This window comes from Rhizobium sp. ZPR4 (assembly GCF_040215725.1).
Lineage (GTDB): Bacteria > Pseudomonadota > Alphaproteobacteria > Rhizobiales > Rhizobiaceae > Rhizobium > Rhizobium rhizogenes_D.
The window spans coordinates 1,115,838-1,129,175 of record NZ_CP157967.1; the positions used below are offsets into that span (position 1 = coordinate 1,115,838).

Annotated in this window: 14 protein-coding genes; 7 read left to right on the forward strand and 7 right to left on the reverse strand. The window is 59.9% G+C overall.

Going from position 1 to position 13,338, the window contains the following annotated elements; translation table 11 throughout:
* Window positions 1-108: 108 nt before the first annotated feature.
* Complete coding sequence (locus ABOK31_RS05485) at window positions 109-456, reverse strand: hypothetical protein (RefSeq protein ID WP_349958023.1); 348 nt, start codon at window positions 454-456, stop codon at window positions 109-111.
* 174 nt (window positions 457-630) lie between these two features.
* On the opposite strand from ABOK31_RS05485, the gene ABOK31_RS05490 reads away from it, so the two are divergent.
* Both ABOK31_RS05490 and ABOK31_RS05495 read left to right on the forward strand, forming a co-directional pair.
* Window positions 631-2,034 (forward strand): DegQ family serine endoprotease, encoded by a 1,404-nt coding sequence (locus ABOK31_RS05490; RefSeq protein ID WP_349958025.1) that lies wholly within the window; start codon window positions 631-633, stop codon window positions 2,032-2,034.
* Entirely contained in the window at window positions 2,031-3,347 is a 1,317-nt protein-coding gene (locus ABOK31_RS05495; protein ID WP_349958027.1) for a replication-associated recombination protein A, read from the forward strand. Before ABOK31_RS05490 ends, ABOK31_RS05495 begins: the two co-directional genes overlap by 4 nt.
* Before the next feature lie 7 nt (window positions 3,348-3,354).
* Here ABOK31_RS05495 and ABOK31_RS05500 read toward each other — a convergent pair whose 3' ends face one another.
* The 6 genes from ABOK31_RS05500 to ABOK31_RS05525 all read right to left on the reverse strand — a co-directional run bounded on the left by ABOK31_RS05500 (window position 3,355) and on the right by ABOK31_RS05525 (window position 6,805).
* On the reverse strand, window positions 3,355-3,687 hold the full coding sequence (locus ABOK31_RS05500) for a DUF1883 domain-containing protein (protein ID WP_174174474.1): 333 nt from the start codon (window positions 3,685-3,687) through the stop codon (window positions 3,355-3,357).
* A gap of 95 nt (window positions 3,688-3,782) precedes the next feature.
* Window positions 3,783-4,052 carry a hypothetical protein gene (locus tag ABOK31_RS05505; protein WP_349958029.1) on the reverse strand — a complete coding sequence of 90 codons (270 nt, stop codon included), beginning with the start codon at window positions 4,050-4,052 and terminating at the stop codon, window positions 3,783-3,785.
* A 34-nt stretch (window positions 4,053-4,086) separates the two neighbouring features.
* Window positions 4,087-4,281, reverse strand: a complete 195-nt coding sequence (locus ABOK31_RS05510; protein WP_350019268.1) for a hypothetical protein — start codon at window positions 4,279-4,281, stop codon at window positions 4,087-4,089.
* A gap of 144 nt (window positions 4,282-4,425) precedes the next feature.
* Complete coding sequence (dapA, locus tag ABOK31_RS05515) at window positions 4,426-5,367, reverse strand: 4-hydroxy-tetrahydrodipicolinate synthase (RefSeq protein ID WP_349958032.1); 942 nt, start codon at window positions 5,365-5,367, stop codon at window positions 4,426-4,428.
* 12 nt (window positions 5,368-5,379) lie between these two features.
* Window positions 5,380-5,607, reverse strand: a complete 228-nt coding sequence (locus ABOK31_RS05520) for a hypothetical protein (protein ID WP_349958034.1) — start codon at window positions 5,605-5,607, stop codon at window positions 5,380-5,382.
* 181 nt (window positions 5,608-5,788) lie between these two features.
* Complete coding sequence (locus ABOK31_RS05525) at window positions 5,789-6,805, reverse strand: 2-dehydropantoate 2-reductase (protein WP_349958036.1); 1,017 nt, start codon at window positions 6,803-6,805, stop codon at window positions 5,789-5,791.
* A gap of 230 nt (window positions 6,806-7,035) precedes the next feature.
* On the opposite strand from ABOK31_RS05525, the gene ABOK31_RS05530 reads away from it, so the two are divergent.
* From ABOK31_RS05530 to ABOK31_RS05550, 5 genes are all read left to right on the forward strand, one after another.
* The gene (locus ABOK31_RS05530; RefSeq protein ID WP_349958038.1) at window positions 7,036-8,955 is read left to right on the forward strand and encodes a hypothetical protein; all 1,920 of its coding nucleotides are present in this window, start codon (window positions 7,036-7,038) and stop codon (window positions 8,953-8,955) included.
* 190 nt (window positions 8,956-9,145) lie between these two features.
* Window positions 9,146-10,594 carry a hypothetical protein gene (locus ABOK31_RS05535; RefSeq protein WP_349958039.1) on the forward strand — a complete coding sequence of 483 codons (1,449 nt, stop codon included), beginning with the start codon at window positions 9,146-9,148 and terminating at the stop codon, window positions 10,592-10,594.
* Entirely contained in the window at window positions 10,572-11,390 is an 819-nt protein-coding gene (locus ABOK31_RS05540; protein ID WP_349958040.1) for a hypothetical protein, read from the forward strand. Before ABOK31_RS05535 ends, ABOK31_RS05540 begins: the two co-directional genes overlap by 23 nt.
* Complete coding sequence (locus ABOK31_RS05545; protein WP_349958041.1) at window positions 11,390-12,328, forward strand: hypothetical protein; 939 nt, start codon at window positions 11,390-11,392, stop codon at window positions 12,326-12,328. Before ABOK31_RS05540 ends, ABOK31_RS05545 begins: the two co-directional genes overlap by 1 nt.
* Window positions 12,322-13,335, forward strand: coding sequence for a hypothetical protein (locus tag ABOK31_RS05550; protein WP_349958865.1), 1,014 nt, complete (start codon window positions 12,322-12,324; stop codon window positions 13,333-13,335). Before ABOK31_RS05545 ends, ABOK31_RS05550 begins: the two co-directional genes overlap by 7 nt.
* Window positions 13,336-13,338: the final 3 nt, after the last annotated feature.

Here is a 13,338-nt window from a genome sequence, read left to right on the forward strand (position 1 = left end):
GCGGAGCTTATCTGTCCCTGCGTTTACCCCTCACCCTAACCCTCTCCCCGCAGGCGGGGAGAGGGGACATCTCCGGTGAAAGCCTTCAAGCCATCACAAAACGCGCTCCTATAGCGGGCGATTGATCTGCTTGTAGGCGTCATTCAGTTCTTTCTGACGCTCCTGGTAGGACGAGGTAAGGCAGGCGATATCGGCACCGCAAGCCTGCCGTTTCTTTAGCCACTCCGTCTGCTGGTCCTGCATCGTGCCGCGCGCGCCCATGGCAAGAAGCCCTGAAAGCAAGTCGAAGGTCGTTACCATCCTCACGTCGGCATCGTTGAGAGCCCTCACGTCGCAGATCGTCTTTTCGTCCGGCTTCAGGTTCTGCCCCTCGCAATCGAAGCTGGCGGCATGGGAGATGCCGGTCATACCCAGCGAGATGAGGAGGGTGGCGGCGGCAAGATGGATCGATCGCATATGTGGCTCCCTTTGACGATTCCCAACGCGAAATGCATGACAGCATGTTTTTGTTCAGCGAGCCTGTTTTTTATCACCGCAAACGTCCATTTATGCTTCATGCTTCCGCCCTCTTTTCTTTCTAGCGTCGGGCGCTACAACGTTGTTTAAAGAGAATTAAAAAGGGAAATTTCCATGCATGTCCTCCTGAAGCGCACTGCCGTTTCGATGATTGCCCTCGTCGTGGCGATGCCGCTTTCCGCTGAGGCTCAGACGGCAAAGACGCTGCCGGAAAGCCAGACGCAGATGCAGCTTTCCTTCGCGCCGCTGGTCAAGCAGACCTCCGGCGCCGTGGTGAACGTCTACGCCGAACGCGTCGTGCAGCGTCAGTCGCCCTTCGCCGGCGATCCCTTCTTCGAGCAGTTTTTCGGTCAGCGCATGCCGAATCGCACGGAGAAGCAGTCTTCGCTTGGCTCGGGCGTTATCGTGGAGGCGAATGGCACCGTCATCACCAACAACCACGTCGTCGATGGCGCCGACGATATCAAGATCGCGCTTTCGGACGGCCGCGAGTTTCCCTGCAAGGTCATCTTGAAGGATGATCGCGTCGATCTCGCCGTTTTGAAGATCCAGTCGAAGAACGAAACCTTCCCGGTTCTGCCGCTCGGCAATTCCGATGGCATCGAGGTCGGTGATCTCGTGCTGGCGATCGGTAATCCCTTCGGTGTCGGACAGACTGTCACGAGCGGCATCGTCTCGGCGCTCGCCCGCAATCAGGTAAAGAACGAGGTCGGCTTCTTCATCCAGACCGATGCCTCGATCAACCCTGGCAATTCGGGCGGCGCGCTCGTCAACATGACCGGCCAGTTGATCGGGCTGAACACGGCGATCTTCTCCCAGGGCGGCGGCTCCAACGGTATCGGCTTCGCCATCCCGGCCAATCTGGTCAAGGTCTTCCTTGCCGCAGCCGACCGCGGCGACAAGGCTTTCGAGCGCCCCTATATCGGCGCCTCCTTCGAGCCTGTCACATCGGACGTTGCCGAAGCGCTTGGCCTCGACAAGGTGCGCGGTGCGCTGGTGACGAAGGTGGTCGATGGCGGCCCGGCTGCCAAGGCCGGCCTCAAGCCGGGCGAGGTGATCACGGCCCTGAACAATATCCCGATAGAGCATCCCGATGCGCTCGGCTATCGTCTGACCACGGCCGGCCTCGGTGCGACTGTATCATTGACCGTACTTGACAACGGCAAGGAACATCAGGCCATGATGACGCTTGCCGCCGCACCCGAATCCACGCCGCGCGATGAGCGGGTGATCGAGGGCAACAATCCCTTCTCCGGCGCAACCGTTGCCAATCTCTCGCCGCGCGTCGCCGATGATCTGCATATGCCACCGGATTCCACCGGCGTCGTTATCGAGAGCCTGAAGCAGAATTCGCCGGCTGACCGGCTTGGATTTGCTGCCCGCGATATCGTCATTTCCATCAATGGTGTCGCGATCAACACCACGGAAATCCTTCAGAAGACCGTCACGTCCAACCCGAGCTTCTGGCGCGTGGAGATCGAGCGTGATGGCCAGCGCATCCGGCAGTTCTTCCGATGAGTAATGACCTGTTTGCACCGCGGATACCGGAGGAGGTCGCCAACAAACGGCCTCTCGCCGATCGTCTGCGGCCGCAAACATTGGCTGAAGTCACCGGTCAGGAACATCTGACCGGTGAGGACGGCGTGCTGCGCCGGATGATCGAGGCGGGTTCGCTGGGATCGATGATCTTCTGGGGACCGCCCGGCACCGGCAAGACGACGGTTGCCCGGTTGCTGTCGGGCGAGGCGGGTCTCGCCTTCGAGCAGATCTCGGCGATCTTCTCCGGCGTTGCCGATCTGAAGAAGGTGTTCGAGGCGGCGCGTCTGCGCCGCATGGATGGCCGCCAGACCCTGCTGTTCGTCGACGAGATCCATCGCTTCAATCGCGCCCAGCAGGATAGCTTCCTGCCCGTGATGGAAGATGGCACCGTCATTCTGGTGGGGGCGACGACCGAAAATCCGTCTTTCGAGCTCAACGCCGCTCTTCTGTCCCGCGCCCGCGTCCTGACATTCCAGTCGCATGACGAGGAGAGCCTGGAAGAACTGCTCCGCCGCGCCGAGGCGGTAGAGGGCAAGCCGTTGCCGCTGACCGAGGATGCCCGCGCCAGCCTGATCGGCATGGCCGATGGCGATGGCCGCTCGGTGCTGACGCTGGCGGAAGAGGTCTGGCGCGCGGCGCGCAAGGACGAGCTTTTCAATCCCGACATGCTGGTCAAAATCGTCCAGCGCCGCGCCCCGGTCTACGACAAGGCACAGGATGGGCACTACAATCTGATCTCGGCGCTGCATAAATCGGTCCGCGGTTCCGATCCCGATGCCGCACTCTATTATCTCGCCCGCATGTTCGATGCCGGTGAGGACCCGCTTTACCTCGGGCGCCGGCTGGTGCGTATGGCGGTGGAGGATATCGGGCTTGCCGATCCGCAAGCCCTGGTCATCTGCAATGCTGCCAAGGATGCCTATGATTATCTCGGATCGCCGGAAGGCGAGCTGGCGCTGGCGCAGGCCTGCGTCTATCTCGCCACCGCGCCGAAATCCAACGCCGTCTACACGGCCTTCAAGGCGGCGACGCAGGCGGCCAAGCAGAATGGCTCTCTACTGCCGCCGAAACACATCCTGAATGCGCCGACCAAGCTGATGCGCACCGAGGGATATGGCGACGGCTATCGTTACGATCACGACGAACCGGATGCCTTTTCAGGCCAGAACTATTTTCCGGAGAAGATGGGTCGCCAAACCTTCTACGATCCGCCGGAGCGCGGTTTCGAGCGGGAGATCCGCAAGCGGCTGGATTGGTGGTCGAAGCTGCGCAAAGAACGCGGCGAGCGTTAACGCGGTATTATCGGCCGGAGGAAGTTTCCTGCGGAGCCTTCTGCATCCGGGGAGCCAGTGCCGCATCGACGATCTTCACGCTCGACTCTGCCTGCCCGTTGTGACCTTCCATATCGACGACGAGATGCCAATGGCCGGATTCGGGGATGGTGAGCCTGATCGGCGATTTCTTGGCAACGCCGCCGAGAAACTGGTGCTTGAGGGTTTCCGTAAATCGCTCGAAATTCGAGCCGTTCATCAGCCTGACATTGGCAATGGCCGTGAGGGTGATTTCGATCACCGTTCCGGCGCGCTGTTCCTTGAGGTCGTAGTGGCTGTAGCGGAAGGCAGGCTTCGACATTGTCTTCTGTTCTTGGGATATCTGGCCGGAAGCTTAACTGAGGGCGGTTAAGGAAGCGTTCGGCGGGATAGTGTCGAAGCCTGCCAAGGGCAAGTTCAGTGCAGATTGGACGAGGCGGGAGCGAAACCGTCGAGGTCGAGGATAGCGCCTTCGGGCGCCAGGCAGATATCAGCCGGATTGTGGTTGCATTCTTCTGCGGCGAAATGCAGGGCGGCTGCTTCGTTGCGGAATAGGCCGCCGACCAGACCCTGCCGGTCCTGAACGATCCAGCTGCCGCGGCGGTCACGCCCGATGATGAAGCGGGCCGGAGCCGGCGAGAGCTGGCTGTGGGCCAAGCGACGCTGAAGATGCTGTGCGTTTGCCATTTTTATGTTTCCTCTTGGATCTCTTCGATTTCACTCAGTGACCGGTCAGATGCAGCGCCATTTGCAGGGCGGCGGCGATCAGGAAGACAAGCCCAAGGCGTGGAGTGACGGAGCGAATTCCGTCCAGCAATGCGTCCGAAGAGAAGCGCCTCTCGTCGCGCTGAAGCGCGACGGCACGAGGGCGTTGGAGAGGGTCGGCGGATAGGCCGACATGTCTGTAGCGTGACATCATAGTTCCTTTCAGTGTCACCGGCACCATCGGTCCGATAAGACCATTTTCGGTGCTACGCTGTTGAATCTATGGGGGAGTTGCTAGGTTTTCCATTTGCTTGAAACGGCAAAAATATAAAAATCTCATAGGGATGGAGTGGTTTTACAATCCCAGGCGATAGGCATGGCGCGAGGCGAAACGACCGCTGCCATCGAGTTGAAACGGGGTGATTGCTGCCTGGATGGCCGCGGCTGTCTCGGTCCCGGCGACGACCAAGGGCAGGCGTACATCTGCTTCGATATCCCTCACCAGTGACAAGGCGTGTTTGACCGTCGCCGGCTCGCTTTCTCGGGCCAGCGCGCTGAATAATGGCTGCAGGCGCTCGTCGATGGATAGGGCCGCGTTGATGTTACCGCAGCCGGCCGAATGCTGCATGGATTGAAAGAGCCGGGGGACGATGTTGGCCGCATTGGAAAAGCAGCCATGACCTCCCGCCACGGTGAAACCGAGTGCGCTGGCGTCGTTCGAGGTAAACAGGCCGAACCGCTCCGGCAGGAAGGGCCGCCAGAGATCGATGCGTGAGATGTCACCGCTGCCGTCGGCGATCCCGATGATCCCACCAATTTCGGCCAGCCGCGCGATCGTTGCCGGGGCAAGATCGATCGCGGTGTGCGATGGCTGATTGTGGACGATGATAGGTAACTCGGTCTGCGTCGCCAGCTGCTCGAAATGGTGAATGATCCCCTTTTGTGTTGGTTTGGAGTAATAAGGAACCGTCACGAAGGCCGCATCGGCGCCAAGGCGCTGTGCCTGTATCGTTTCCTCTAAGGTTGTCGCCGTGTCGTTGGTCCCGGTCGCGACGATGACGGGCACCTTGTCTTCCGAAAGCTCGATGCAGATTTCGATGGTGCGGATGCGCTCGGCCTCGGTCAGCGTCGGGCCTTCGCCGGTCAGCGAGCAGACCAGAAGCCCGTCGATCCCGCTCAGCAGCTGCCACTCGATATGGGCCATCATGTCGACGCCATCGAAAACACCGCCGCGAAAAGGTGTGACGAGGGCGGTAATCGCACCGCCGATCCGCCGTTGAAAAGTCGGTCTACTCATATGGGTGAAATCTCAGAGGTAATGCAGCACGATGAACAACTCGAGCGCGCCGAGCAGCAGCCCGAAGCCGAACATGGCCTGAAAGGTGCGCTTTTCCCGGACCTGACGCGAGTGAGGCTGACGCTTGCGCGAACTCTTCGTTGTTGCAGTCGATGCCGCAACGCGATGATGCTTCTCGTCGCTGTTATGAACGAGGACGCGGATGGATTCCGTGAGATTGGGTACGTGCGTGTCGAGCATGGGATCTATCTCCATATTCCACCGCAAGCGTAACGCCGGTCCCCATAGGAAATCCATTCGGGGCTGAAGACGAAGAAGTAAGTGAAATATAAAGAGCTGGCATGCCCGGAATTCCTCCGGAAACAGGCCCGTGGACCGATGCCGGAGGATTGAAAATCTATCTGGCGTAGTCGACCGCCGCTTAATCGGTGCCTTGCTGGTTCTTGCGATCGAGCTGCGTCACCAGCGCCAGAATGGTCGCCGAGACTGGCGTCGGCACATTCGCGAGCTTTCCGAGCGAGACGACGACGCCCACGAGAGGCGTGATTTCCAGTGCCTTGCCGGCAAGCAGATCCTGCAGCATCGAAGTGCGCACCGGCCCGATCTGGCGGGAGCGCTCAAGACGTTCTTCGACGGACATGGCGATTTGCGATCCCAAGGCCTCGGCGACGGCTTTCACCTCGGCCATCACCTGCCCGACCATAGTGGCAAGTGCGGGATCGTCCATGATGTCGGACATCAATCCGCGGGTAAGTGCGCTGATGGGATTAAAGGCGGCATTGCCCATGAGCTTGCTCCAGATATCGTCGCGTATGCGCGAGGAAATCGAGATGTTGACGCCGGCCTGTCGGAGTAGCGCTGCGACAGCTTCGATATCGGCCGTCGTCTCGCCGGATGGCTCTCCAAGGATGAAGTGGCCGCTGTTGGCGAGTTTGACCTCGCCAGGTGCGACGACCTCCGCTCCCTGATAGGCCACGCAGCCGATGATGCGCTCCGGGCCGATCAGGCGCCAGAGATCGCCGTTCGGATCGAGTTCTTCCATCTGGTGCTCGGCATGACCACTCTGACGGTCCCGGTGAAAATACCACCATGGTACACCATTGAGGATCATAACGACGCGGGTTCCTGGATGCAGCAGCTTCGCGATGCCGGGGACGGCTGCGGCAAGCTGATGGCCTTTGAGGCCGGTGATGACGAGATCCTGCGGCGGCAGTTCGCCGGCATCGGCCGTTGCCGTCATCTGGGCAACGAGGGGACTATCCGCACCCGCTTCCCACAGGCTTATGCCGCCGGCGCGAATGGCCTCCAAATGAGCTCCGCGCGCAACGACGGAAATTCTCGTCTGCGCCTCTTTGGCGGAGGCGAGCTTGGTCGCGATCGCACCGCCGAGTGCGCCGGCGCCGTAGACACAGATATTCTTGAAGGGAGAGGGCGTCATGATTTGATGCTCCGAATGAACTCGCGCGCTCCGCCGAGGGATGACGAGCCCGTGATTTAGCGAGTGGTTTATCAGATTGTCGGCAATTGGAATTGAAAATCGCCAAACCTTTCGACACACTACAGCCTTATCGAAATTTCACCATACTCGTCCGAGCGCGAATGAGGTTAGCAGGTAAAGGAAATACCTTCTCAGCCGCCGCTGCTTCACCCGGATTTTGTGAACAGACTATGTTTTCACTACATACATTTGGCGGCTTGAAGCTTTTGGATGGTGACGGTGACGAGGTCGCCTTTCCCGAAAAAGGCCTGTTGATCCTGGTCTATCTGATGCTGGAGCCAGCAGCGCGCGCGTCGCGTAGCGCGATCGCCCGGCTTTTGTGGGGGGATGACAATGGCAGCGCGCAGGTCAATCTGCGCAAGCTGGTTTCGCGTATCAGGGTCCGTCAGGAAGCGCTCGGGAGATCATTTCTGCGTTTCAGCGAAACAGCCGTCGAACTCCATGCGCCTCCAACCACCTCCGACCTCTGGTTCGCGCGTTCGGATGGTGGCGGGCCAATCTTTGCAAGATTGAAATCGCTGGTGAAAACGCTCGAGGCGGAATTCCTGCAGGGTATCGATTGCCAGAGCGCGGTTTTCTTTCATTGGCGGGAAGCCCAAAGCGGCAAGCATCTGATGGCGTTGAAGGAGGCGCTGAATGCCGCAGCTGCAGAAGCCAACGGGATGGACGATATCGCTCTGGTGCGAGAGGCAGCACTCCTGGTCTTCGGTATAGACCCTGAAGACCGGGATATTCATCGCACCCTGTTGCGGATATTCGATGCGGAAGGCGAGGTGGAGCACTTCAGGCAGATTTTCGCGCAGCGTGCCGCGCTGCTGGCCTCATGGTCGGCGCAGCAGGAATATGCTTCGGAAATTCGAGCCGAGGATACCATTCGCCATCATGAAGGGACTTCAGCTGCGCGAACGAGGGTGAAGATACCCCTTCTGCTCCTGTCCTCCACGGAGGGGCAAGGGAAGGATTATGATGCCTCATCTCTCGTGAACGATATTACAATCGGCTTCTGCGCGCTGGACAATCTCCAGATTGCGGATCGCTACACTACGGTCCGGGTCGGCAGGGCTGGGGAACGTGCTGTCGCAACTTTCGATCAGTGGGATCGCTCCTACATTCTCGAGATGCGGCTTAGCCTTCGCGACAACGCACCGCTGCTGTTTTCGCAACTGGTCGACGCCGCAAGCGATGAAATCATCTGGGCCGAGCGCGTCAGCCTCGGACAATCCTCACAAGCAGAGCAGAGCCAGGCCGTCGCACGTCATATCGTGCTATCGCTTGCGGGACAGATCGAACGTCGGGAGATGATGAGGTCCCATTTCGAGGAAAATCCGGCGGCCTATCAGCGCTACCTCGCCGGCAAACGTTACATCGAGCGCTTATCGGTACCGGACCTGCAGAGGGCGCGTGGGGAACTTGAGATGGCACTGCGCACCGGCCGCCATTTCGCGCCGGCCTTGAGCTCGATGGCCCGCACCTATTCCAAGGAATGGGTGCTGACCTTCGGTGGCAATGCGGCCTTGCTGGACAAGGCGGAAAGCTACGCGATGCAGGCCATCGCAGCGCGTGGCGATATTGCCGACGGCTATCGCGAGCTTGGCATGACGAAAGTCTTCCGAAAGGCGAGTGATGAGAGCATCGAGGCATTGAAATTGGCGGAAGCCCTTAATCCGGGTCATGCCGGCATCATTGCCGACCATGCCGAAGCTTTGCTTCACGCGTCTCGGCCAGATCTGGCGCTGACGAAGATTGAAAGCGCCATCGCGCTCAATCCGGTAAGCCCCGACACGTATCTTTGGACTGCCTCCGTGGCGAGCTACACGCTCGGTCGCTTCGAAGCTGCCCTCGATTATATCGGACGAATGGCGAATTCACGCCTAGCGGACAGGATTTCCGCGGCGAGCTGGGCGATGCTCGGGCACGAGGAAAAGGCAGGCTTTTTCGTTCGGCGCGTCCAAAGAACCAATCCGGATTTCGATGTCGATCGATGGCTTTCCGTCGTGCCGTTCAAGGAGCAATGGCAGCGTGACATCTATCGGGAAGGGCTGCGCCGGGCAGGTTTCTGGAAGGCAACCCCGAACGTGACCGTGGCATAGCAGCGGTCCGCCATCAGGTGAAAGCGTCTCCTTGCTCACGTGAGTGTTTTCCGATCACTACAGGCTCGGGCTAGTCTTTACCACAATCGCATCCTAACCTCAGCTAGATCGCTCTGGACCGTGGACAACCAGTGCGGTATCGATCTCTCAATTGTCCTTTCTAAGTTGATGAATTCGCCGGGGAAGATCGTTGCGTTTCGAAGCCCTCAACCGTCTCTGGGACAGCGTTCGGGAGACCAGCCATGATTTCCGCGCCTCGACGGACGTGTTTCCCGTCGTCGATATCGAAAAGCTGGGCACGACCCTCGACCTGAAGGAAAAAGGTGCCGCTGCCGGCCGGCAGAACCGGCCGCCGCCGGATGCGCAATCGCATGACGAGACGGAACAGCGCATTGTCGCCTGGGTCGAAGCAGAGAAGAAAAGCTCCTATCAAATCCTCGAAGACCAGTTCCAGACGTTTGACAGCCGCTTGCGCAACCTCGATTTCGAGGGCCAGTTCGGGCTGATCCGCCAGGCGAACGCGTCGAGCGTCTCGGATTTCAAGGCGGAGGTGGCAAGCGGCGTCGACGAGCTGCATGGTCTGCGCCGTAACCTGAAAACTGCCGAAGACGAGATGGTGGGTTTCAAGGCCAGGCACAAGCTGCAGCGGGCGGCGAAGGTTTCCAGCAGGGCGGCGTGGGGCTTCAAAGTCTCGCTGATCGTCTTCCTCGTACTCATCGAAATGGTGATGAACGGCAGCTTTCTGGCCAAGGGAAGCGAGCAGGGTCTCGTCGGGGGTGTAACCGAGGCTGCGGCCTTCGCCTTCCTGAATATCGGCATGGCGCTGATTTTTTCCTTCTTCTGCGTCCGCTTCCTGGTGCATCGCTTCTTTGCGCTGAAGCTGCTCGGCCTGCTGGGGCTTGTCGCCTATGTCGCCGTGGCCCTCGGGATCAACATTGCGCTCGCGCATTACCGTGAAGTCTCGGCGACCATCTTAAGCGGTGCCGGTGCTGAGGTGATCCAGCGGCTTAAGACGGCGCCGCTCGGGTTGCAGGAGCTGAATTCCTGGATGCTCTTTGCCATCGGCCTGATGTTCTCGCTCGTCGCTTTCATCGATGGCTGCTATCTGACCGATCCCTATCCGGGCTTTGCCGGTGTGCAGAAGCGTCTCGATACAGCGAGGGATAATTATATCGACCGCAAGCTCGATCTGATCGAGGACCTTCGTGAAATTCGCGACGAGCACAACAGCAAGATCGAGGAAATCATCCGCGACCTCTCGCTGCGCCGGCAGGAAACGGCCGCCATCATCGCCCATCGCGCTAGGACCGCGGGCCTGTTTGCCGAACACCAGAACCATCTCGAGCGCGCCGCCAATGTGCTGCTCACCTCCTATCGCGACGCCAATCAGGCCACACGCACCGAACCAGGCCCATCCTACTTCAAGGCCGCCTACAAGATGGAGCGCCTGACACCCGTCATTCGCACCGAAGAAGAATGGGACGACAAGGTGCTGGGTTCGCGCATCCAGGGCGCCCAGGCGGAGCTTTCGGAGCAGATCAAGCGGATCGGCGACGAATTCGAGCGCGCCATCGAGAAATACCACCAGCTTGATAATCTTTTCCCGGAGAGCATCCTTGGCGCGACGCAAGCGGCGTAGCCGGCGCGGCGGGTCCGCGGGTCTCATTATCGCAACGATTTCTCTCGCGGTCCTGTCGCTTGGGATCGTCGGCGCCTATGGCTGGCTGCGCTATAAAGCGAGCGGTAATGTTGCCGTCGACCAGGCGTCCCTCTGCCCCGTGGACGGCCCAAAGGCGGAAACGGCCATATTGCTCGATGTCACCGATCCGATTGCCGATGCAACGGCGCTCGATCTTCGCAACCAGTTCCAGAAGATCGTCGCGGATGTGCCGATCGGCGGCGCGATCGACATCTATGCGCTGACCGAGAAGGAAGGCGAGCTGATCCAGACCTTCCACGGCTGCAACCCGGGAAGCGGCACGAATGTCGACGAATGGACCAGCAACCCGCGGCTGGCGCAGGCACGGTGGGAGAAGGGATTCCAGAAACCGCTCACCGACATCGCCGGCAAGCTGACGGCAGGTGGGTCCGGCACGCTGTCGCCGATTATGGCGGCTATCCAGAAGATCAATCTGGAAGTCTTTGCCAATGCGCCGGCCCGCATCCCGAAGCGCCTCTACATTGCCTCGGACATGCTTGAACATACGGCAGCCTTTTCGAATTATCGTGATGGTGCCTCCTACCCGAAATACCAGCGTAGCCCGGCGAACGACCGCTTTCGCACGTCGCTGGATGGCGTCACGGTCAAAATCCTTGCCTTTCAAAGGCCGAACATGAAGTTCAGCATAGAGGATCTCGCGAACTTCTGGGCGCAGTGGATCAAGAACAACAAAGGTGATTTTGACGGCTTCGTACGCTTGGAGGGGATACGCTGATGGCTAACACCGACGCCAGATATCTCATCCGGGATTACGGGCCGATGGTGCTGTTCGCCTCCATCACGGTTGGCGGCATGATCTTCATCTGGTCGTCGAAGCTCATGGGTTGGTCGCTGCCTGTCGTGACCGGCGTGCCGCTGGTGCTGATGGGGATCTACTTCATCGTGTCGCTGACCGTTGCCGGGTTCCGGCTGCACAACGAGCAGGCGGGCGACAATCTCTATTATATGGGGTTTCTCTTTACCCTATCGAGCCTCGGCGTATCGCTCTATCTCTTTGCCGGCGAAACATCGATCGAGACCATTGTCCGCAATTTCGGTATTGCCGTCACCTCGACCATTGCCGGCGTGACGCTGCGCATCCTCTTCAATCAGATGCGGCGCGATCCGATCGACATCGAACGCAGCGTGCGCCATGAGCTAGCGGAGATGACGCGGCGCGTGCGCACGGAACTCGATTCCTCCTCGCGCGAATTCTCACACTACCGGCGCGTCAGCAACCAGATGCTGTCGGAAGGGTTCGAGGAGATCGCGCGGCAGGCCGAGCGCAACGGCCAGGAGATCAACAAAATCCTTGAAATGCTGGCAAAGCAGGCGGTGACCCCGATCAACGACGCCGCTGCGCAGCTGACGGCGACGACATCGCAGCTTTCCGACATCATCGGCACCTTTGGCGCCGCCGTCGAGAATGTCGGAAAGAAGCTGGAGGAGATCCGCTCGCCGGAAGATGTCGTGCGGGCCGAGCTGGCACCGGCGATCGCTGCCATCAAGGAAATGTCGGAGGCGCAGTTGCAGCCTCTGCGCAACATCGAAGTGGCGCTCGGTCGCATGGCGGAGGCGATGGGGCAGGCACCGTTGCCACGGCCGAAAGCCGATGAGGTCATCGCTGTTGAGCCCGAGGATATACCGCGAAAACGCTGGTGGCATCTATGGTAGCGGGAGGCTCGGACAGCACGCCGAAACTGGAGCACAAGGGCTATAATCGCGGCCTGATCCTCGGCCTGACCATGGCCGAATCCATGCTGCTCCTGGTCTTCTGCCTGCTGCTCGTGGCCGCCGCCATGATTTCCGCAGAGAGAAACAAGCGCTACGACGTCGAGCGGAAGCTTGGGAAGGTTGAGCAGCAAGTCGCGGTGCTGGAGAAGAAACGCGCGGAGCAGGCGTCCGAGATCGTCTTGCTGCAGTCCAAGGTCGTCTCCGGTGATCTCTCGGCTGCGGACAAGGCTATCGTGGACAAGCAGTGGCGGGAGTTGGTGCTGGCGAAAGAGACACTCGACAGCATGGCGGACCAGGGCGCGACCCCGGCCGATCTGCAATCGCTGTCCAAGGTTGCGGCCGTTCTGAAGGAACATGGCGTTTCGCTGGCGGCGGCGCCCGATGAGGTCAACAAGCTTTTGGCTGGTAACGCGGGCGGAAACGGCATGCATGACTGGCCGCCGATCATCAATCTCGACGATGCCAAAAAGAACTATTTCCAATCGGGAAGCGCTGAGCTCACCGGTACCTTCGCCCAGCTTCTCAGCACGACGATAACAGATGAAATCGCCAGCAATCTGAGCCTCTATGGCGCCAATATCGTCGAGGTGATCGGCCACACGGACGAGCAGCCGGTAGCGCGGGAGAAATCCAACCTCGACGATACGATCATCAGCGCGATGGATGGCAAGCTGCCGGTCTCGGCTTTGCTGCCGGCCGACAATGCCGGTCTCGGTCTTGCCCGCGCCATTGCGGTTGCCAACGTACTCAAGGCCAATCCGAAGCTGAAGGATGCGACCGTCCTGCCGATGTCTGCCGCGCAGCTGATCCTGCCCGGCGATACCGTCACCTCAGGCCAGCGCGGCGCCGTCGAAGCACGCCGTCGCATCGAAATCCGTGTGCGTGGCAGGACGACGCCTGTCGCTGTTATCAACGCCGGCACGTCGCCCTCGACCAATACGCAATAGCGC